The sequence below is a fragment of the Agrobacterium burrii genome (genome assembly GCF_017313405.1).
Taxonomy (GTDB): Bacteria; Pseudomonadota; Alphaproteobacteria; order Rhizobiales; family Rhizobiaceae; genus Agrobacterium; species Agrobacterium burrii.
Genome location: NZ_JAFLNA010000002.1, coordinates 367008 through 386069, shown reverse-complemented (window position 1 = coordinate 386069; position 19062 = coordinate 367008). Strand labels below are relative to the sequence as shown.

The 19062-nt window shown below is 60.4% G+C and carries 19 protein-coding genes; 13 read left to right on the top strand and 6 right to left on the bottom strand.

All coding sequences use genetic code 11. The annotated features are described in order from the left end of the window. Positions 1-25: 25 nt before the first annotated feature. Entirely contained in the window at positions 26-1558 is a 1533-nt protein-coding gene (locus JZX89_RS05320; RefSeq protein WP_207133311.1) for an acyl-CoA carboxylase subunit beta, read from the bottom strand. Positions 1559-1677: 119 nt separating this feature from the next. Between JZX89_RS05320 and JZX89_RS05315 the strand changes: the two genes are divergently transcribed. Further along, positions 1678-3096 carry a helix-turn-helix domain-containing protein gene (locus JZX89_RS05315; protein WP_207133310.1) on the top strand — a complete coding sequence of 473 codons (1419 nt, stop codon included), beginning with the start codon at positions 1678-1680 and terminating at the stop codon, positions 3094-3096. Positions 3097-3110: 14 nt separating this feature from the next. Here the strand turns inward: JZX89_RS05315 and JZX89_RS05310 are convergent, their stop codons facing one another. Beyond that, positions 3111-3758 carry a DNA-3-methyladenine glycosylase family protein gene (locus tag JZX89_RS05310; protein WP_207133309.1) on the bottom strand — a complete coding sequence of 216 codons (648 nt, stop codon included), beginning with the start codon at positions 3756-3758 and terminating at the stop codon, positions 3111-3113. Between the two features lie 54 nt (positions 3759-3812). Between JZX89_RS05310 and gluQRS the strand changes: the two genes are divergently transcribed. After that, entirely contained in the window at positions 3813-4712 is a 900-nt protein-coding gene (gene gluQRS / locus JZX89_RS05305; RefSeq protein WP_207133308.1) for a tRNA glutamyl-Q(34) synthetase GluQRS, read from the top strand. Here gluQRS and JZX89_RS05300 read toward each other — a convergent pair. After that, a complete protein-coding gene (locus tag JZX89_RS05300) occupies positions 4680-5597 on the bottom strand; it encodes a YihY/virulence factor BrkB family protein (RefSeq protein WP_149899427.1) in 918 nt (305 codons plus the stop codon). The genes gluQRS and JZX89_RS05300 overlap by 33 nt on opposite strands. Before the next feature lie 180 nt (positions 5598-5777). Here JZX89_RS05300 and JZX89_RS05295 point away from each other — a divergent pair, with 180 nt between their 5' ends. From JZX89_RS05295 to JZX89_RS05265, 7 genes are all read left to right on the top strand, one after another. Continuing rightward, entirely contained in the window at positions 5778-6611 is an 834-nt protein-coding gene (locus tag JZX89_RS05295) for an SDR family oxidoreductase (RefSeq protein WP_207133307.1), read from the top strand. A 17-nt stretch (positions 6612-6628) separates the two neighbouring features. Beyond that, positions 6629-6826, top strand: a complete 198-nt coding sequence (locus tag JZX89_RS05290) for a twin transmembrane helix small protein (protein WP_046799819.1) — start codon at positions 6629-6631, stop codon at positions 6824-6826. A 1-nt stretch (position 6827) separates the two neighbouring features. Then, positions 6828-7406 carry a cob(I)yrinic acid a,c-diamide adenosyltransferase gene (locus JZX89_RS05285; RefSeq protein ID WP_207133306.1) on the top strand — a complete coding sequence of 193 codons (579 nt, stop codon included), beginning with the start codon at positions 6828-6830 and terminating at the stop codon, positions 7404-7406. Between the two features lie 25 nt (positions 7407-7431). Beyond that, entirely contained in the window at positions 7432-8205 is a 774-nt protein-coding gene (locus tag JZX89_RS05280) for a rhomboid family intramembrane serine protease (RefSeq protein ID WP_207133305.1), read from the top strand. Positions 8206-8388: 183 nt separating this feature from the next. Continuing rightward, positions 8389-9135, top strand: coding sequence for an electron transfer flavoprotein subunit beta/FixA family protein (locus JZX89_RS05275; protein ID WP_149899431.1), 747 nt, complete (start codon positions 8389-8391; stop codon positions 9133-9135). A 25-nt stretch (positions 9136-9160) separates the two neighbouring features. Then, positions 9161-10090 carry an electron transfer flavoprotein subunit alpha/FixB family protein gene (locus JZX89_RS05270; protein ID WP_174373805.1) on the top strand — a complete coding sequence of 310 codons (930 nt, stop codon included), beginning with the start codon at positions 9161-9163 and terminating at the stop codon, positions 10088-10090. A gap of 115 nt (positions 10091-10205) precedes the next feature. Beyond that, positions 10206-11087, top strand: coding sequence for a 3-hydroxybutyryl-CoA dehydrogenase (locus JZX89_RS05265; RefSeq protein ID WP_207133304.1), 882 nt, complete (start codon positions 10206-10208; stop codon positions 11085-11087). Positions 11088-11147: 60 nt separating this feature from the next. Here JZX89_RS05265 and tlpA read toward each other — a convergent pair whose 3' ends face one another. Next, a complete protein-coding gene (gene tlpA / locus JZX89_RS05260) occupies positions 11148-11816 on the bottom strand; it encodes a thiol:disulfide interchange protein TlpA (RefSeq protein ID WP_207133303.1) in 669 nt (222 codons plus the stop codon). Positions 11817-11840: 24 nt separating this feature from the next. Here tlpA and argH point away from each other — a divergent pair, with 24 nt between their 5' ends. The 4 genes from argH to JZX89_RS05240 all read left to right on the top strand — a co-directional run bounded on the left by argH (position 11841) and on the right by JZX89_RS05240 (position 17700). After that, entirely contained in the window at positions 11841-13241 is a 1401-nt protein-coding gene (gene argH / locus JZX89_RS05255; protein ID WP_174010063.1) for an argininosuccinate lyase, read from the top strand. 94 nt (positions 13242-13335) lie between these two features. Then, positions 13336-13539: an LPS translocon maturation chaperone LptM gene (gene lptM / locus JZX89_RS05250; RefSeq protein WP_207133302.1), complete on the top strand. Its 204-nt coding sequence runs from the start codon at positions 13336-13338 to the stop codon at positions 13537-13539. Between the two features lie 13 nt (positions 13540-13552). Next, positions 13553-14821, top strand: coding sequence for a diaminopimelate decarboxylase (lysA, locus tag JZX89_RS05245; protein ID WP_207133301.1), 1269 nt, complete (start codon positions 13553-13555; stop codon positions 14819-14821). Positions 14822-15000: 179 nt separating this feature from the next. Beyond that, positions 15001-17700: a TIGR02302 family protein gene (locus JZX89_RS05240; RefSeq protein WP_207133300.1), complete on the top strand. Its 2700-nt coding sequence runs from the start codon at positions 15001-15003 to the stop codon at positions 17698-17700. Between the two features lie 267 nt (positions 17701-17967). Here the strand turns inward: JZX89_RS05240 and JZX89_RS05235 are convergent, their stop codons facing one another. Then, positions 17968-18327 (bottom strand): response regulator, encoded by a 360-nt coding sequence (locus tag JZX89_RS05235; RefSeq protein WP_046799828.1) that lies wholly within the window; start codon positions 18325-18327, stop codon positions 17968-17970. 141 nt (positions 18328-18468) lie between these two features. After that, positions 18469-19011, bottom strand: coding sequence for a hypoxanthine phosphoribosyltransferase (gene hpt / locus JZX89_RS05230; RefSeq protein WP_080813768.1), 543 nt, complete (start codon positions 19009-19011; stop codon positions 18469-18471). Between the last annotated feature and the right edge of the window lie 51 nt (positions 19012-19062).

Genomic DNA, 19062 nt, shown 5'->3' with positions numbered 1-19062 from the left:
AGCATTTTTCCAGCCCCGCAGCGGATCAGAGCGGAATAGTATCGTGTTTCTTCCGGCGGGTTTCGACACTCTTGTTGCGCAGCGAGGCAAATGCACGAGCGATGCGGCGGCGCGAGGAATGCGGCATGATCACCTCATCGATGAAACCACGCTCCGCCGCCACGAAGGGATTGGCGAAACGCTCCTCATATTCCTTCGTGCGCGCGGCGATCTTCTCGGGATCGGCAAGCTCCGAACGATAGAGGATTTCCGCCGCACCCTTGGCGCCCATGACCGCGATTTCCGCCGTCGGCCAGGCGTAATTCACATCCGCACCGATATGTTTCGAAGCCATCACGTCATAAGCGCCGCCATAGGCCTTGCGCGTAATCAGCGTCACCATCGGCACCGTCGCCTCCGAATAGGCGAAGAGAAGTTTCGCGCCGTGCTTGATGACGCCGCCATATTCCTGTGCCGTTCCCGGCAGAAAGCCCGGCACATCCACCAGCGTCAGCAGCGGAATGTTGAAGGCATCGCAGAAACGCACGAAACGGGCGGCCTTGCGCGAGCTGTCGATATCGAGGCAACCGGCCAGCACCATCGGCTGGTTGGCGACAACCCCCACCGTCTGGCCTTCGAGACGGATGAAGCCGGTGATGATGTTGCGGGCAAAGGCTTCCTGCAACTCGAAGAAATCCCCCTCATCGGCAAGCGCGTGGATCAGTTCCTTCATGTCATAGGGCTTGTTGGAACTGTCGGGGATCAGCGTATCGAGCCGCGCTTCCAGCCGCGCCGGATCGTCATGGAACGGGCGGACCGGCGGTTTTTCGCGGTTGTTCAGCGGCAGGAAATCGAACAGCAGCCGCACATGTTCCAGCGTTTCGATGTCATTTTCGTAAGCGCCGTCAGCGACGGAGGATTTTTTCGTATGGGTAGAGGCCCCACCCAGCTCTTCAGCCGTGACGATTTCGTTCGTCACCGTCTTCACTACATCCGGCCCGGTGACGAACATGTAAGAGGTGTCGCGCACCATGAAGATGAAATCCGTCATGGCAGGCGAATAGACCGCACCACCGGCACATGGCCCCATGATAACGGAGATTTGCGGCACGACGCCGGAGGCGACGACATTGCGCTTGAAGACGTCGGCATAACCGCCGAGCGAAGCGACGCCTTCCTGAATACGCGCGCCGCCGCTGTCGTTAAGCCCAATCACCGGCGCACCGTTCCTGACCGCCATATCCATGATCTTGCAGATCTTCTGGGCGTGGGTTTCCGAGAGCGAACCGCCAAGCACGGTGAAATCCTGGGAAAACACATAGACCTGCCGGCCATTGATGGTGCCCCAGCCGGTAACGACGCCGTCGCCGGCGATCTTCTGGCCCGCCATGCCGAAATCCACCGCCCGGTGGGTGACATACATGTCGTATTCTTCGAAGGAGCCCTCATCCAAAAGCACGTCGATGCGCTCGCGCGCCGTCAGCTTGCCCTTGGCATGCTGCGCCTCGATGCGCTTGACGCCACCGCCGAGCCGCGCCTCTTCCCGCCGCGTTTCCAACTGCTCCAGAATGCCGGGCATGTTTCCTCCATGCGTTGTTATTACGATCCATAGCCCAGAAAATAGTCGTCCAGAAGCCTTGATCGTGCGCGTATGCGTGCCATAAATATTTGCAATATTAAATTTTGCAAAGTTGCAACATGGCGACGGAAAAACTCTTCATCGGCCGCAAGGTTCGCGGCCTTCGCGAAAATGTCCGCGCCACGCAGGCACAATTTGCCGAACGGCTGGGCATCTCCGCAAGTTACCTGAACCAGATCGAGAATAACCAGCGCCCGGTTTCGGCCAGCGTTCTGGTGACGCTGGTGGAGAAATTCCAGCTGGACATGGCGGAACTGGCGACCGGCGAAAACGACCGGCTGGTTTCCGCCGTGCGCGAGGCGCTGAAAGACCCGCTGTTCATGAATTACGAACCGGGGCTTCAGGAATTGAAGCTGATTGCCCAGAACGCGCCGGGTTTTGCCCATGCACTGCTGCGCGCCCATCAGGCTTACCGGCAGAACAGCGAACAGCTGGTGCAGCTGGACGACCGACTTGGCCGAGGAACCGCGCAGGTGGAAAGAACCCCCTATGAGGAGGTGCGCGATTTCTTCCACTTCGTCGACAATTACGTCGCCGAGATCGATCTTCTGGCCGAGCAGCTGGCGGAAGAACTGGAAATAGAAGGCGGCGAGACCTACGGAATTCTCGCCGCGCATCTCAGGAACCGTTACGGCATCCACATCACAAGAACCGAGGCGGCGGGCGGCCTGATCCGGCATTTCGACCCTGCCGGCAAAACCCTCGCCCTCAGCTCCTACATGGCCGCACCGACCCGCAGCTTTCAGCTGGCGTTGCAGATCGCCCAGCTTCACGCCGGCGCTTCGATAGACAGGCTGCTGGCCGACGCCGGTTTCCGCAATACGGAAGCGGCCGAAATCTGTCGTATCGGGCTGCACAATTATTTCGCCGCAGCCCTCATCCTGCCCTATGGCCCATTCCACCGGGCGGCGCAGGAGCTTCGCCACGATCTCGAGCTTCTGGCGGTGCGTTTCGGCGCGAGCCTCGAACAGGTGGCGCACAGGCTCAGCACGCTGCAACGGCCGGGCATGAAAGGCGTACCGATCTTTTTCGCCAAGATCGACCGGGCCGGCAACATCACCAAACGCCACAGCGCCACACGGCTGCAATTTGCCCGGTTCGGTGCGGCCTGTCCGCTGTGGAATATCCATCAGGCTTTCGAAAGCTCCGACAGGATCGTGCGGCAGCTGGCGGAAACGCCCGACGGCGTGCGCTATCTTTCCATTGCCACCCAGATCGAGAAGGCCGGCGCCGGTTTCAATACCGAGAGGCCGCGTTATGCGATTGCACTCGGCTGCGAAATTTCCCACGCGCAGAATTTCGTTTATGCCGATACGCTCGATCTTGGCAATTCAGGCTCCTTCAAACCCATCGGTATTTCGTGTCGGGTCTGCGAAAGGGTGGATTGCGTGCAGCGCGCCGTACCGCCGCTGAAACGCAAACTGCAATTCGACCACCTTTCGCGCGGCGCATTGCCCTACAGCATCGCAGATTTTTAGCCTTCAAAGCCCGCTCATGGCAGCGGCACCATGGCGCGGCGCATGATGTTGGCATAATAGCCCCAGAAAAGCCGGGCGGCGACGGAGCGCCACGGCGACCAGAGTGTCGCCCGCTCCGCCAACCATTTCGCTTCCGGCCTCACTTCCAGATCAAGCGCATGCGCCACTGCCGATCTCAGCGCCACATCCCCCACCGGAAAAATATCCGGATGCCCGCCGCAGAACATCAGATAGACCTCTGCCGTCCATGGGCCGATACCACGAAGCGCTACCAGTTCAGAAAGGGCAGTTCCCGGCTCCTTGCGCACCACGCCGTCCAGATCGATCTGCGCTTCCGTGACGGCACGCGCCAGCCCTTCCAGCGTCGTCGCCTTGGCACGGGAAAGGCCGAAAGTGGCGCGCAGCTCCTCCGGTGCGGCCAGATAATTTTCCGCCGTGACCACCCCGTCGGTGCCGGCAAGGACACGCGCCCAGATGGCATTGGCGCTGGCGCGTGACACCATCTGCGAGACGATGATATGGGCAAGGCCGGCAAAGCCGGGCTCATGAATGCGCAGTTCCAGCGGGCCGGCTTTTTCGATGACGAGGCCGAGCGCAGGATCGAGGCGGGCCAGATGCTCCAGCCCTTCGTTGATATCATCCATTCTGGTAATGATTTTCATCTTCGCATTCCGTATCCGCCCCGCACGCAGCCGGCTGGCGGGGTGCTTTAAAACATGGCAGAAGAAACCATGCCTTCGCCTCTCCGTCAAAAACCGGTTTACCGCTTTGCGCCAAGCCCCAACGGCCTGCTGCATCTCGGCCATGCGCTTTCCGCCTTCCTGAACCATGATATGGCGCAGGACAATGGCGGCCTCTTTCTGCTGCGTATCGAGGATATCGACCAGACGCGCTGCACGCCGGAACTGGAGCAGGCGATCTATGATGATCTCGGCTGGCTGGAGCTGGGCTGGGAAAAACCTGTCAGGCGTCAATCGGACCATTTCGATGCTTATCGGGTGGCGCTGGACAGACTGATCGACGCCGGCCTTGCCTACCCTGCCTTTCTGAGCCGTGGAGAAACCAGAGCGATCGTCAGGGCCTTCGAGGCCGATGGCAGGCTCTGGCCTCGCGATCCGGATGGCGCACCGCTTTATCCATCCGTGGACCGCGAAAGGCCTGAGGCGGAACGGGCAGCGCTGCTTGCCTCCGGTCGGCAGCATGCCTGGCGGCTTGACATGAAAAAGGCGATCCGCGCCGCCGATAACCCCCTGTTCTGGCAGGAGAGCGGCGATGGCGAGACGGGGCAAGTCGAGGCCCTGCCAGCGATGTGGGGCGATGTCGTGCTGTCGCGTTCCGACGCGCCCTCGAGCTATCATCTTTCCGTTGTGGTGGATGATGCGCTGCAGGGCATCACCAACGTGGTGCGCGGCATGGACCTGTTCCACTCAACCGCCATCCACCGGCTGCTGCAGCACCTGCTGGACCTGCAGCAACCCACCTATCATCATCACCGGCTGATCCTCGGCGCGGATGGGCGCAAGCTTTCAAAAAGTGAAGGTAGCACCGGGCTTTCCGCCCTTCGCGCGGACGGGGTGACACCCTCAGATATCCGCCGGTTTGTCGGCCTCCTCTAACGCCCGCTCACGGCGAGCACCGTTGCTGCCGATATTGCGGCGGATGATCTGCCGCACCTTGTATTTCATGAGCGCGGCATTGACCTCCGCACCGAGCATGAAGATGACGCCGACCATATAAAGAAACACCAGAACCACCATGACAGAGGCGAGACCCGCATAGGTGGCCGCATAATTGGCAAAGGTGGAGAGATAATAGGCAAAGATCGCCGCACCGATGACCCAGAAGATCATCGTCAGCAGGATACCCGGCCAGACGTCCCAGATGCGCCGCTTTCCGGCCGGAAGCCACAGATGCGCCGCCACCAGCCCCGCCGTCAGCACGACGATGGTGCCGTAAAGGCCGAGGTTGGAGACTGTGTTCAGTATATCCGTCAACCACGGAAACCGCTGTTCGGCAAAGGAGGTGGCGACCGGCACGGCAACGAGCACGATGCTGATGCCGGTGAAGACCACCACCGCAATCAGCACATAAAGCAGGCTGAGCAGGCGGGTGATGTACCACCAGCGCGTTTCGGTGACGCGATAGGCGCGGTTCAGCGAAATTCTCAGCGCCTCGACGCCGTTGGAGGCGAAATAGGCGGCGGCCAGCACCGAGATCGTCAGCAGCCCGCCGCGCGGAATGGTGAGCACCTGCTGCACCTGCGCGGCAAGCGGCCCGGCAATCGCCTCCGGCCAGGTATCGAAAATCAGATGCACCGCCGTTTCGGAAAACTGGTCGGCCCCCAGAAAACCGGCCAGAGCCGTGCCGAAGATCAGGAACGGGAAAAGCGCGAGCAGAATGGAGAGCGCCATATGGCTCGCCATCGCCCAGCCGTCGTCCTCGGCGAAATGGGAATAGGCATCGAAGGCAACCTTGCCTGCCAGGCGCACTGCGGCAACCATGTCACCTCCATTCATCGGCATTTCATTTGTAACTTCGAGCCGAATATGGGAAATCAGCTTTGCTTTGTACAGCGCGCAAACCCGTCTTTCGGTTCCCGCCGGGGCACGAATTTTGCGCAATTCAATTTTCGCGGGCCGGACCATCGGGCCAGAACACCATTCGGCTTCCCGGAGCGGCAGATGTCTGAAAAACCCGTCATCATCATCACCGGATGTTCCTCGGGCATCGGCGCTTATTGCGCCGGCGCGCTCCACCGGGACGGCTGGCGGGTCTTTGCCACCGTGCGCCGCATCGTCGACATGGCCGCGCTTGAAAATCAGGGTATCGAAACCCTGATCATGGACTACACCAAACCCGAGACCATTGCCGCGCTGGTGGATACCGTCGCAGCCCGGACCGGCGGCCGCATCGACGCCCTGTTCAACAACGGCGCCTATGGCCAGCCCGGTGCGGTGGAAGATCTGCCGGTGGAGGCGCTGCGGGCGCAGTTCGAAACCAATGTCTTCGGCTGGCACGATCTCACACGGCGGGTCATTCCCTTCATGCGCAAACGTGGTTCAGGCCGTATCGTGCATTGCTCCTCCATTCTCGGCCTCGTACCCTATCGGTATCGTGGCGCCTACACCGCCTCGAAATTCGCGATCGAGGGGCTGGGCGTGACCCTGCGCATGGAACTTCAGGGCAGTGGCATCCATGTGAGCCTGATCGAACCCGGTCCGATCGCCTCGAAATTCACGGCGACGGCGCTTGCCCATGTCAGGGACAAGATCGATCTGGAAAATTCAGCCCATGCGGTGGAATATAAACGCCAGCTGGCGCGCATGGATGGCTCAGGCCCAGTCAACCGCCACAAGCTTGGCCCCGAGGCCGTTTATGCCGTGCTGAAACACGCCCTGACCGCCGCGAAGCCAAAACCGCATTATCCCGTCACCGTTCCAGCCAAACAGGGGCTGTTGCTGAAACGGCTCTTGCCTGCCGGACTGTTCTATCGTCTGCTGCGCAGATTCGATTGAGGAGGAGTAACCCCTAAATGTCCGGCTTCACCAGTGTTCTGGCCCTTATCGTCATGGGCCTTGTCGTCATCGTGCTGATACGTGGCCTTTTCAACATGCTGAAGGGACAGGACGCCAACCGGTCCAACAAGCTGATGCAGCTTCGTCTATTGTTGCAAGCCATAGCCATCGTGCTGATCATGCTGACGCTCTGGCTCACCGGCGGCGGCCGCTGACATGGTCAAGCTGAACAAGATCTACACCCGCACTGGCGACAAGGGCACGACGGCGCTGGTTTCCGGCCCGCGCCGCCTGAAGCACGATCTGCGCGTCGAGGCCTATGGCACGGTGGACGAGACCAATTCGGCCATCGGCGTGGTACGACTGCACACGGGTGGGCTCGAAAAGCTCGACGCCATGCTGTTCCGCATCCAGAACGACCTCTTCGATCTCGGTGCCGATCTCGCCACACCGGACAATGGCGAGCCGCTGTCCTACGAGCCACTGCGCATCGTCGAAAGCCAGGTTACCCGGCTCGAAAACGAAATCGACGAAATCAACGTCGCGCTTGACCCGCTCACTTCCTTCGTGCTGCCCGGCGGCACCGCGGCAGCGGCCAATCTGCATATGGCGCGCACGATCTGCCGCCGGGCGGAAAGGCTGATGGTGGCGCTTTCTGTCACCGAAAACGAGATCGTCAGCCCGGCGGCCATCAAATATGCCAACCGCCTGTCCGACTTCCTGTTCGTGGCCGCCCGTTTCGCCAATGACACAGGCAAGGCCGATATTTTATGGGTTCCCGGCAAGAACCGCTGACAACTGTTCCATCAAAGGGCATTCGATGTTCATACCGCTGCACGATGCGAATTCCCTCAAACATATCCGAGTGCAATATGTCACGATCGGCCTGATCGTGGTCAATGTGCTGGTCTGGCTGTTTACCGGCGTGCTGGCCAGCGACGTGCAGGCCAATGCCGCCGCACTCGGCCTCGGCTTCATTCCCGCCGTGGTGTTCGACTACGCCTATCTCGAGCCGGCCCTGCAGGTAGTGCCTGATGATCTGACCGTCGTCACCTATGCGTTCCTGCATCTCGATTTCTGGCATCTGGCCGGCAACATGCTGTTCCTCTGGGTCTTCGGCGACAATGTCGAGGACGCGCTCGGCCATTTCCGCTTCCTGATTTTTTATCTCGCCTGCGCCATCGCCGGTGCGCTGCTGCACGGTTTTGTCGGCCCCACCTCTGAGGGACCGCTGATCGGCGCGTCGGGTGCGGTTTCCGGTGTCGTCGCGGCGTATTTCCTGCTGCATCCAAAGGTGCGTGTCTGGGTGCTGGTCTTCATGCGTATTCCGCTGCCCCTGCCCGCCTTCATTCCGCTGGCGCTGTGGATTGGCCAGCAGTTCCTGATGCTGGCGCTCGGGCTGGACGAAAACGTCTCTTGGGGCGCGCATGTGGGCGGCATATTGGCAGGTGCCGTCATGGTGCTTTTCATGCGCAGGCCGGGCGTTCCGCTGTTCGACCGCACCATTGTTCCGCCAAGGGCGGCGCAGTTCAAGAATCCGTCGCAAACGGCAGGGTTGTCGCAAATCGAACGAGGCTATGACGGGGGCGGATAAGCCCATGACGAAGAGATGAAGTATTTACGTGAACGTCAACGTAAGATATGCCTTACGTGCATGTGATAATGAACATTGCTCCGTTGTATTTGCGGGAAAAATGCTTATCCATGTCGCCAACCTGTTTTTGGAGGTCCGCGCGGTCTATTCACCAAGCGGACAGGAGTTTGAGGAAAGCCGCCGATGAAAATCCTTGTCCCCGTTAAACGAGTCGTCGATTACAACGTGAAAATCCGCGTGAAATCGGATGGTTCGGGCGTTGAGCTTGCGAATGTGAAGATGTCGATGAACCCGTTCGACGAAATCTCGGTGGAAGAGGCGCTTCGTTTGAAAGAGGCCGGCAAGGCCGAAGAGGTTGTGGTCGTTTCCATCGGCCCGGCCAAGGCGGAAGAAACGCTGCGCACGGCGCTTGCCATGGGCGCTGACCGCGCCATCCTGATCGAGACCGACGAAGCGGTGGAGCCGCTCGCCGTCGCCAAGCTGCTGAAGGGCGTGGCGGAGGCCGAACAGCCCGGTCTCGTCATCGTCGGCAAACAGGCGATTGACGACGATTCGAACCAGACCGGCCAGATGCTGGCAGCCCTTCTCGGCTGGGGCCAGGGCACCTTTGCCTCCAAGGTTGTGCCGTCCGACGGCAAGGTTGCCGTGACGCGTGAAGTTGATGGCGGCCTGCAGACCGTGGAGCTGAAGCTTCCCGCCGTCGTCACCACCGATCTTCGTTTGAACGAGCCGCGTTATGCTTCGCTGCCGAACATCATGAAGGCGAAGAAGAAGCCGCTCGACAAAAAGGCACCGGCCGATTTCGGCGTCGACGTTTCGCCACGCCTGAAGGTGCTGAAGACCGAGGAGCCTGCGGGCCGCAAGGCCGGCATCAAGGTCGGCTCGGTTGCCGAGCTGGTCGAAAAGCTCAAAGCTGACGGCGTCCTCTAAGGTTTCGGAAAAGGGAGATTATATTATGGCCATTCTTCTTCTGGCAGAACACGACAACGCAACCCTTTCCGACCTGACGGGCAAGACGCTGACGGCAGCAACCCAGATCGGCGGCGACGTCCACGTACTGGTCGCCGGCTCCGGCGCGAAGGGCGCTGCGGATGCGGCTGCGAAACTATCCGGCGTATCCAAGGTACTGCTCGCTGATGACGCCTCCTATGCCAATTCGCTGGCAGAACCGCTGGCGGCGCTGATCATCTCGCTTGCACCTTCCTATGATGTCATCCTCGCACCTGCCACCGCATCTGCCAAGAACGTGCTGCCGCGTGTGGCAGCGCTTCTCGACGTGGCGCAGGTCTCGGAAATCATCGAGGTGGTCTCCGCTGACACCTTCAAGCGCCCGATTTATGCCGGCAACGCCATCCAGACGGTGCAGGCGACTGACGCCAAAAAGGTCATCACCGTGCGCCCAACCGCTTTTGCGGCAGCAGCCGAAGGCGGTTCGGCAGCGGTTGAAACCATCGGTGCGGCCGAAAACCCCGGCCTTTCCAGCTTCGTTTCCGATGCGCTGGCCTCGTCCGACCGTCCGGAACTGACCTCTGCCAAGATCATTATCTCGGGCGGCCGCGCGCTTGGCTCCTCGGAAAAGTTCAAGGAAGTCATCCTGCCCGTCGCCGACAAGCTGGGGGCCGCCGTTGGCGCGAGCCGTGCGGCAGTCGATGCCGGTTATGCGCCGAACGACTGGCAGGTGGGTCAGACCGGCAAGGTGGTTGCGCCGCAGCTTTATATTGCTGCCGGCATTTCGGGCGCCATCCAGCATCTGGCTGGTATGAAGGACTCGAAGGTCATCGTCGCCATCAACAAGGATGAGGAAGCACCGATCTTCCAGGTTGCCGATTACGGCCTCGTCGCTGATCTGTTCGTGGCCCTGCCAGAGCTCGAAAAGGCACTGTAATTTTAAGCAACTGGGCAAGGCGGCGCGTTTTTTGAACGCGCCGCCTTCTCTTTTCCGGCCAGATGCGTAACATCGCCGCCAATGACGCAGACCAAGCCACACAGGAGAACTACATATGACCGCCCCCTTTAAGAATATCGGTATCATCGGAGCCGGTCAGATGGGGTGCGGCATTGCGCATGTTTCCGCCTTGGCGGGCTACAAAGTCCATATTTACGACCTCTCCAAGGAGGGCATCGAAGCCGGGCTTGCCACGATAAACGGTAACCTCGCCCGCCAGGTGACCAACGGCAAACTATCCGACGACGCCCGCAAGCAGGCGCTGGCGCTGATCAGCGGATCGACTGACGTCAACGATCTCGCGCCGATGGATATCGTCATCGAGGCAGCGACCGAGAACGAGGAGATCAAGCGAAAGATTTATGCGCAGGTCTGCCCGGTCCTGAAACCGGAGGCGCTGCTCGCCACGAATACCTCGTCGCTTTCCATCACCCGCCTTGCATCTGCGACCGACCGTCCCGAACAGTTCATGGGTATCCACTTCATGAACCCGGTGCCGGTCATGAAGCTGGTGGAACTGGTGCGCGGCATCGCCACCAACGAAAAAACCTTCGACGCGGCCAAGGACTATGTGCGGACACTGGAAAAGGCGATCACCGTCGCCGAAGATTTCCCGGCCTTCATCGTCAACCGCATCCTGCTGCCGATGATCAACGAGGCGATCTATACGCTTTACGAAGGCGTCGGTTCGGTGGAAGCCATCGACACCGCCATGCGGCTCGGTGCCAACCACCCGATGGGTCCGCTGCAGCTTGCCGACTTCATCGGTCTCGACACCTGTTTGTCGATCATGCAGGTGCTGCATGACGGGCTGGCCGACAGCAAATACCGCCCCTGCCCGCTGCTGGTTAAATATGTCGAGGCCGGCTGGCTCGGCCGCAAATCCGGCCGCGGCTTTTACGACTATCGCGGCGAGACGCCGGTTCCGACGCGCTAAGCGGGCATCTCCCCGGACGCTGGATGAGGGAGGGAAACCCCTCCCGCCACGTTTTACGAACTATCTGGCCTTCACCGCCGATACCAGCGCCTTGGCATCTTCGCTATCCCACGCCGCGGGGCCATTCATGGCAGCGAGAAGGCAGCCGTTTTCGTCGAGCAGCATGGTCGCGGGCAGGCCGAAGGCGAGGCCTTCCTTTTTCAGCGTGTTGAACACACCCATGGAACTGTCGCGGTAAAGCTTCAGCGCATCGATCTTGTATTCGTCCATGAAGACTCTCGGCTTTTCGTCCGCGCCGATGTCGATATTGACGGTGACCACCTCGAAATCATTGCCGCCTTTTTCTTTCTCAAGCGCGTTCAGCGCCGGCATCTCTTCCCGGCATGGCACACACCACGTAGCCCAGAGGTTCAGAAGAACCGCCTTGCCCTTGAGATCGGCAAGCGTCATATCCTGTGCCTCCGGGCCCTTGAAGGACAGCGGGACGACACGCGGCCTGTCCGCGGCCGACATGGCGGCCACCTGCCCCTTCAGAAAAGGTTTCAGCGAGGCGATGCGGTTTGCAGCACCCTCACATAAACCGGCGTCAGCGACCGCTGCCCCTTGAACCGGGCTCTCAGACCCAATATGCCTGAACCAGACCGCGCCCGCGCCAAACACGACACCGGCAACGGCAGCAATTGCAACCAATTTGGCGGATGGAAGCCTGAACGGCCTTTTTTCTGTCATCGAATACTCCAGGGCACTGCGAACATGGCTGACGGCACAGATCAGAAATCCTCCAACCAGATGTGGGGCGGACGTTTTGCTTCCGGGCCATCAGCCATCATGGAAGAGATAAATGCCTCCATCGGCTTCGACAAGAAGCTTTACGCCCAGGACATCCGCGGCTCTATGGCGCATGCCACCATGTTGGCATCTAAAGGCATTATTTCGACGGAAGATAAAGACAAGATCATCGAGGGGCTGAACACGATCCTGTCAGAGATCGAAGCCGGCACCTTCGAATTTTCGCGCAAGCTCGAAGATATTCACATGAACATCGAGGCGCGGCTTGCCACCCTCATCGGCACCGCCGCCGGCCGCCTGCACACCGCCCGTTCGCGCAACGACCAGGTGGCGCTCGATTTCCGCCTCTGGGTCAAGGAAGAATTGCAGAAGACGGAGGGCATGCTGACCGCCCTCATCGCCGCCTTCCTCGACCGCGCCGAAGAAAACGCCGATACCGTGATGCCCGGCTTCACCCATTTGCAGACGGCTCAGCCCGTCACTTTTGGCCACCATTGCATGGCCTATGTGGAAATGTTCGGCCGTGACCGCGCCCGCGTGCGCCACGCCATCGAGCATATGGACGAAAGCCCGATCGGCGCAGCCGCCCTTGCCGGCACCGGCTATCCCATCGACCGCCACATGACGGCGAAGGCGCTCGGCTTCCGCGAACCGACCCGCAATTCCATCGACACCGTGTCCGACCGTGATTTCGCGCTGGAATTCCTGTCGATCGCCTCGATCTGCGCCACACATCTGTCGCGTCTCGCCGAAGAGATCGTCATCTGGTCGACGCCGCAATTCGGCTTCATCCGCCTGTCGGACGCCTTCTCCACCGGCTCGTCGATCATGCCGCAGAAGAAGAACCCGGATGCCGCCGAACTGGTGCGCGCCAAGACCGGCCGCATCAACGGCTCGCTGGTCGCCCTTCTGACTGTCATGAAGGGCCTGCCGCTCGCCTATTCCAAGGACATGCAGGAAGACAAAGAACAGGTTTTCGACTCCGCAGAAAGCCTGGAACTGGCGATTGCCGCCATGACCGGCATGATCCGCGACCTTGAAGTGCGCAAAGACCGCATGCGTGCGGCGGCTGGTTCGGGCTATTCCACAGCCACCGATCTCGCCGACTGGCTGGTGCGCGAGGCGGGCCTGCCCTTCCGCGACGCGCACCATGTGACCGGCAATGCCGTGGCGCTGGCGGAAAAGAAGGGCTGTGATCTGGCCGATCTTTCGCTCGAGGAGTTGCAGGCCATCCACCCCGATATCACCAACGGTATTTTCGACGTTCTCTCGGTCGAGGCATCGGTCGCCAGCCGCACAAGCTTTGGCGGCACCGCTCCTTCGGAAGTGAGGAAGCAGATTGCCTGGTGGCGTGGACGTAACTGATAAATTCACGTTACGCTGCGATCACAAGAAACAGGGTGCACAAGCGCCCTGTTTTTCGTTATCAGAGAGGCACATATTTCCTTTGGACAGGCTCATGCTTTCAAAAACCGCGCGCAAACTCATCGTTCCCATCGGCATGACGCTCGCCGTCAGCCTCGTTCTCAGCGCCTGCGGGCGAAAGGGCGACATTGATCCGCCGAGCACGCCGGTTGAAATGCGCAACAAGCGCAATGCCGACGGAACGGAGACGAAGCCGGTAACGGCAGAACGACCGTTCATCCTCGACAAGCTTCTCTGACGGGTAAAAAGCCGTGAACCATTTTGGCTATATCGACGGCGTGCTGCACGCCGAAAACGTGCCCGTGCCCGAGATCGCCAAGGCGGTCGGCACGCCATTCTATGTCTATTCGACTGCGACGCTGGAGCGCCACTACAAGGTGTTCTCAGGCGCTTTCGCGGATGTGGACGCCATGGTCTGTTACGCCATGAAGGCCAATTCCAACCAGGCGGTGCTGAAGACCCTGGCAAAGCTCGGCGCTGGTATCGACGTCGTCTCCGGCGGCGAATTGCGCCGCGCGCTTGCCGCCGGTGTGCCGGCAAGCCGCATCATGTTTTCCGGCGTCGGCAAAACGGTCGCGGAAATGGATTACGCGCTGGAAGCGGGCATCTACTGTTTCAATATCGAATCCGAGCCGGAACTGGAAGTCCTCAACCTGCGCGCCGTCAAAGCCGGCAAGCGAGCGCATGTCTCCTTCCGTATCAATCCGGATGTGGATGCGGGCACCCACGCCAAGATTTCCACTGGCAAGAAGGAAAACAAGTTCGGCATTTCCTATGAGCGGGCGCGGGCGGTTTACGCCCATGCAGCCACTTTGCCCGGCATCCAAGTCACCGGCATCGACATGCATATCGGCAGCCAGATCACCGAATTGCAGCCTTTCGAGGATGCCTTCCGGCTGCTGCGCGAACTCGTCGAGGCGCTGCGCGGGGATGGTCATGCGATCAGCCACGTCGATATTGGCGGTGGTCTCGGCATTCCCTATCGCGAGGACAACAATCCGCCGCCGCTGCCGGATGCCTATGCGCATATCGTCAAGAACGAGCTGAAAAGCCTCAACTGCAAGATCATTACCGAACCGGGCCGCCTGATCGTCGGCAATGCCGGCATTCTGGTGACGGAAGTCATCTATGTGAAGGATGGCGGTGACAAGACTTTCGTAATCGTCGACGGCGCGATGAACGATCTTATCCGTCCGACGCTTTACGAGGCCTATCACGGCATTCGCCCGGTGGTGCAGCCGTCCGAGGACGCGCCACGTATCAAGGCCGATATTGTAGGCCCGGTCTGCGAAACCGGCGACTATCTGGCGCTGGATCGTGAAATGGCGCCCCCTGAGCCGGGCGATCTGATCGCCGTCAGCTCCGCCGGGGCCTATGGCGCGGTGCAGGCAGGCACTTACAACTCGCGCCTCTTGGTGCCGGAAGTGCTTGTCAAGGGTGACAAGTTCCACGTCATCCGCCCGCGCGGCACCTATGAAGAGCTGATCGCCCTCGATTCCGTGCCGGCCTGGCTCGACTGAACCGGTTTCATATCCGGTTTGGCCGATCACAATTGAGCGAAGCTGCCTAAAAAATGGGGGTGAGGGCCTAGCTGCCCTCGTCTTCGCCACAAACAATGTTATCCTTACCTTTCGTAATCCAAACAGCTCGCCGTTCCGGGAATGGCGTTTGACGTGGCCAGAACCGGGAGAACGGATTGATGACCACAGCCGGTAAGGACAGCACAGGCAGAAAGCGCCCGACCGGCGCATTCGCGCAACGGCCAGACCTTGCCCGCCGGGTTGCGGCCAAGCGCTTCTTCGCGAAAATCGTGCTGTTTTCCGAAAAAATGGCCCCGAAAATGTTGTGGCCGCTGTCCATCGCCGCCGTGTTTCTGGCGCTCGCCTGGTTCGGCCTTTACCGGCACATGCCGGATTTTCTGCGCCTCGGCATCGTTTTTGTTCTGGTCTTCGCTTTCATCACCACGATCCTGCCGATCCTGCGGCTGAAATGGCCGACCGACAATGACGCCTCCCGTCTGCTGGAAGAACGCAACGGCATGGCGCACCAGCCGGTTGGCGTGCAGGAAGACGAGCCGGCCTTCGATACCCCCTTTTCCCGCACATTGTGGAAAGAACATCAGATCCGCATGGCGGAGCGTATCGCCGCGCTCAATGCCGGGCTGCCGAAGCCCGATATCGCCCGCTATGACCGCCTGGCGCTGCGTGCCATTCCGGCACTGCTTCTGGTCACCGCCTTCGGTTTTTCCTATTCCAATGGTGCGGGCACGGTTGCCGATGCCTTCCGCAGCCGGCCAGCCGTCGGTCCACTTAATCCCGATATCCGTCTCGATGCCTGGGTCACGCCGCCCGCCTATACCGGCCGCGCGCCGATTTTCCTGACCGGACGGGACGCGACCAACCGCGATGCGGTTTCCGTACCGCAATCCTCCAGGCTGACGATCCGTATGACCGGCGGTGATGGCGGTGAGGAAGTGACTTTCGAACCCGAAATGGCCGGCGCGCTACAAAAGCTTGCGCCAGACGCTGCGCGCGCCGACAGCGCAAGCGGCGACGTCGCTGTCCAGACGCCAGCCCGCTCTGCGGATCAACCCATTGCGCCGCGCACTTTCGCCATGGATGTCACCGAAAGCGGCATGATCAGTGCCAATGGCGAACAATGGGTGTTCAACGTCATTCCCGACCAGTCACCCAGCATCGCCTTCGATAATATGCCGCGCCGCGCCGTCAACGGTGCGCTGGAAGTGGGTTTCACCGCCAAGGATGACTATGGCATCAAGGAAGCCCATGCCATCATCGAGCCGCTTGGCGTGGCGGAAGGTGCCACAGCACTTTACCCACCGCCGGAATTCAAGCTCGATCTGCCGCGGCAGAATAATCGCGAGATCAAGAGCCTGACCAGCCGCAACCTGACCGAACATCCGATGGCCGGCAAACGCGTACGCATCACGCTGGTGGCGACCGACGGTGCCGGACAGACCGGCCGCAGCCCCGCGCATGAAATGGTGCTGCCGGGCCGCAATTTCTCCGAACCGTTGGCGGCTTCCATTGCCGAACAGCGGCAGATTTTCTCGCTCGATACACGTCAGATGCCGAAGGCGATCGCCTATAATGAGGCGGTGGGCCTGCGCCCGGAAGAGACCATTCCCAACACCACGCACTATCTGCTGCTGCAATCGGCGCAGACCCGCATGCGGCTTGCCTATAATGAGGAAATGCTGAAGGACACGGCCGATTACCTCTGGGAGATCGCGCTCGGCATCGAGGATGGCGATCTTTCGCAGGCGGAAAAGCGCATGCGCGAGGCGCAGACCGCACTGTCCGAAGCGCTACAGCGTAATGCCTCCGACGAGGAAGTGGCCAAGCTGATGCAGGAGCTGCGCGAGGCGATGCAGCAGTTCATGAGCGAGCTTGCGCAGCGCATGCAGAACGCGCCGCAAGCCAACATGAATCAACAGGCGCAGAACGTATTGCGCCAGCGCGATCTGGAAAACATGATGAACCAGATCGAGAACCTTGCCCGTTCCGGCAATCGCGATGCCGCGCAGGAAATGCTCTCGCAGCTGCAGCGCATGATGAATAATCTGCAGGCTGGCCGCCCACAACGTCAGGGCCAGCAGGGACAGCAGCAGAGCAGCAAGATGCGTCAGCAGATCGACAAGCTCGGCGAAATTCTCCAACAGCAGCAGAAGCTGATGGACGAGACCTTCAAGCTCGATCAGGCTCTTCGAGATCGCATGCAGCGCGGCGACCCGCAGCAGGGTGGCGAAGGCGAAGACGAGCAGCAGATGGGCGAAAACGACCAGCAGCCGCAGCAGGGCCAGCAAGGCGAACAGGGTCAAAATGGTCAGCAGGGCGGACAACAGCCGAGCGACCAGATGACCGCTGAACAGTTACGCGAGGCGCTGAAAAATCTGCGGGCGCAGCAGGATGCGCTCGGCAAGCAGCTCGGCGAATTGCAGCAGGGCCTTCGCGATCTTGGCATGGAACCGGGCGAAAACTTCGGCAAGGCGCAGCAGGAAATGCAGGGCGCCGGCGAGGCGCTGGGCAAGAGCCAGGGCGAACAGGCGGTCGAAGGTCAGGGCAATGCGCTGAACGCGCTGCGCCAGGGCGCGCAGGACATGATGGGCCAGATCATGCAGGCCATGCGCCAGCAGGGCCAACAGCCCGGACAGGGGCAGGAAGGCATGGCGGGCCAGGGCGGACAGAACGGCCGCGACCCGCTTGGACGCCCCCGCAGTACCACCGGCCCGGATTTCGGCGATCAGGTGAAAGTGCCTGATGAAATCGACGTGCAGCGCGCCCGCGAAATTCTCGAAGCGATCCGTGAAAAGCTCGGTAACAACCCGCCCGGTGAAATCGAGCGGCGTTATCTGGAACGGTTGCTGGATATTCGATGAGGGTTGGCGGCGACCCGACCCGTCATTTTAGCCGCATCGCTTTTTTACCTGGACCCCTCAGCAATGTCATGAGGCGGGCCACAAGCCAGCTAAACATTCGACGTCATCCTCGGCCTTGTGCCGAGGATCTGCCAACTCTTCGTAAAATCGATACGTCGCAGATGCCCGGGACAGGCCCGAGCATGACGGAGGAGAGAGTTGACAACTCCGCAACAAAAAAGGGCGGTTCCACGACCGCCCTTTTCCAAATCTCTGCAATCCTGTCGTTCAGGCAGCCAGCGCCCGCGCAACAGCCTTGCGAATATCCGGCAGCGCAAAGGGCTTGGAAACCACGTCCACAATCTTCGTCGCCAGATCATCAGCGCGTTCGCGCTGTTCGGCATAACCGGTCATCAGCAGGATGCGCATGGCCGGGAAGCGTTCGGCGGCGCGGTGCGCCAGCTCGATGCCATCCATGACCGGCATGCGGATATCCGAAAGAAGAAGATCGAAACTGGTCTCCTGAAGCTTCTCCAGCCCCTGCTCGCCGTCAGCCGCCTCATGGGTCTCGTGACCGTCGAGACGCAGCGCGCGGGCGACAAAAGCCCGCAATGCATCCTCGTCTTCGGTAATCAGAATTTTCGCCATTAATCATTGCTCCTGGGCATCATTTCCAGCCATGAGCAACATCGCAGGCTCCTCTTTTCAAGAGGTAAACACCCAGACCTTCGCTGGGTGAATGGTTAATGAGGCGTCTCCGTCCTGTGCCGTTCCGGCACGACGAAAAGCTCAGGCGTCGCCGGTCACGACGCCGACGAAGGGCAATTCGCGGAAGGCATAAGCGACATCCATGCCGTAACCCACGACGAAATAGTCAGGACATTCAAAGCCGACATAATCGGCCTCCAGATCTTCCTTGCGCTTGACTTTCTTGTCGAGCAGCACAGCAATGGTGACGTTGCGCGCGCCACGCTCGAAAAGCAGTTCCTTGGCGAAACGCAGTGTGCGGCCGGATTCGAGAATATCGTCGATCAGAAGCACATCGCGGTCCTTCACGTCGCTGTCGATATCCTTGACGATCCGCACCCCTTGCGAGACCGTGCCGGCGCCATAGCTCGACAGCGTGATGAATTCGACTTCGGGAGCAAGACCACTATCATGCAGCGCGCGGATAAGATCGGCCGCGAAAATAAACGATCCCTTGAGCACGGCGATGACCAGCAAATCCTTGGTCGGGCCGCCGGCAATGTGCTTGGCCATATCCCGATTGCGCTCGGCAATCTGCTCGGCGGTGTAAAGCGGCTCGATGTTCTTTCCACGGACGACGGGCATTCTTTCTCCTGTGCTGCGCCTTGCCGATTTTACCTTTCAGTAAAAATACGA

Coding starts and splice junctions, on each gene's coding strand:
- tlpA (WP_207133303.1), bottom strand. CDS start 11,816: ATGACAGAAAAAAGGCCGTTCAGGCTTCCATCCGCCAAATTGGTTGCA.
- hpt (WP_080813768.1), bottom strand. CDS start 19,011: ATGCCCGTCGTCCGTGGAAAGAACATCGAGCCGCTTTACACCGCCGAG.
- JZX89_RS05285 (WP_207133306.1), top strand. CDS start 6,828: ATGGTCAAGCTGAACAAGATCTACACCCGCACTGGCGACAAGGGCACG.
- lptM (WP_207133302.1), top strand. CDS start 13,336: ATGCTTTCAAAAACCGCGCGCAAACTCATCGTTCCCATCGGCATGACG.
- JZX89_RS05295 (WP_207133307.1), top strand. CDS start 5,778: ATGTCTGAAAAACCCGTCATCATCATCACCGGATGTTCCTCGGGCATC.
- JZX89_RS05265 (WP_207133304.1), top strand. CDS start 10,206: ATGACCGCCCCCTTTAAGAATATCGGTATCATCGGAGCCGGTCAGATG.
- JZX89_RS05290 (WP_046799819.1), top strand. CDS start 6,629: ATGTCCGGCTTCACCAGTGTTCTGGCCCTTATCGTCATGGGCCTTGTC.
- JZX89_RS05270 (WP_174373805.1), top strand. CDS start 9,161: ATGGCCATTCTTCTTCTGGCAGAACACGACAACGCAACCCTTTCCGAC.
- JZX89_RS05280 (WP_207133305.1), top strand. CDS start 7,432: ATGTTCATACCGCTGCACGATGCGAATTCCCTCAAACATATCCGAGTG.
- JZX89_RS05240 (WP_207133300.1), top strand. CDS start 15,001: ATGACCACAGCCGGTAAGGACAGCACAGGCAGAAAGCGCCCGACCGGC.
- JZX89_RS05310 (WP_207133309.1), bottom strand. CDS start 3,758: ATGAAAATCATTACCAGAATGGATGATATCAACGAAGGGCTGGAGCAT.
- JZX89_RS05275 (WP_149899431.1), top strand. CDS start 8,389: ATGAAAATCCTTGTCCCCGTTAAACGAGTCGTCGATTACAACGTGAAA.
- argH (WP_174010063.1), top strand. CDS start 11,841: ATGGCTGACGGCACAGATCAGAAATCCTCCAACCAGATGTGGGGCGGA.
- JZX89_RS05320 (WP_207133311.1), bottom strand. CDS start 1,558: ATGCCCGGCATTCTGGAGCAGTTGGAAACGCGGCGGGAAGAGGCGCGG.
- JZX89_RS05235 (WP_046799828.1), bottom strand. CDS start 18,327: ATGGCGAAAATTCTGATTACCGAAGACGAGGATGCATTGCGGGCTTTT.
- gluQRS (WP_207133308.1), top strand. CDS start 3,813: ATGGCAGAAGAAACCATGCCTTCGCCTCTCCGTCAAAAACCGGTTTAC.
- JZX89_RS05300 (WP_149899427.1), bottom strand. CDS start 5,597: ATGGTTGCCGCAGTGCGCCTGGCAGGCAAGGTTGCCTTCGATGCCTAT.
- JZX89_RS05315 (WP_207133310.1), top strand. CDS start 1,678: ATGGCGACGGAAAAACTCTTCATCGGCCGCAAGGTTCGCGGCCTTCGC.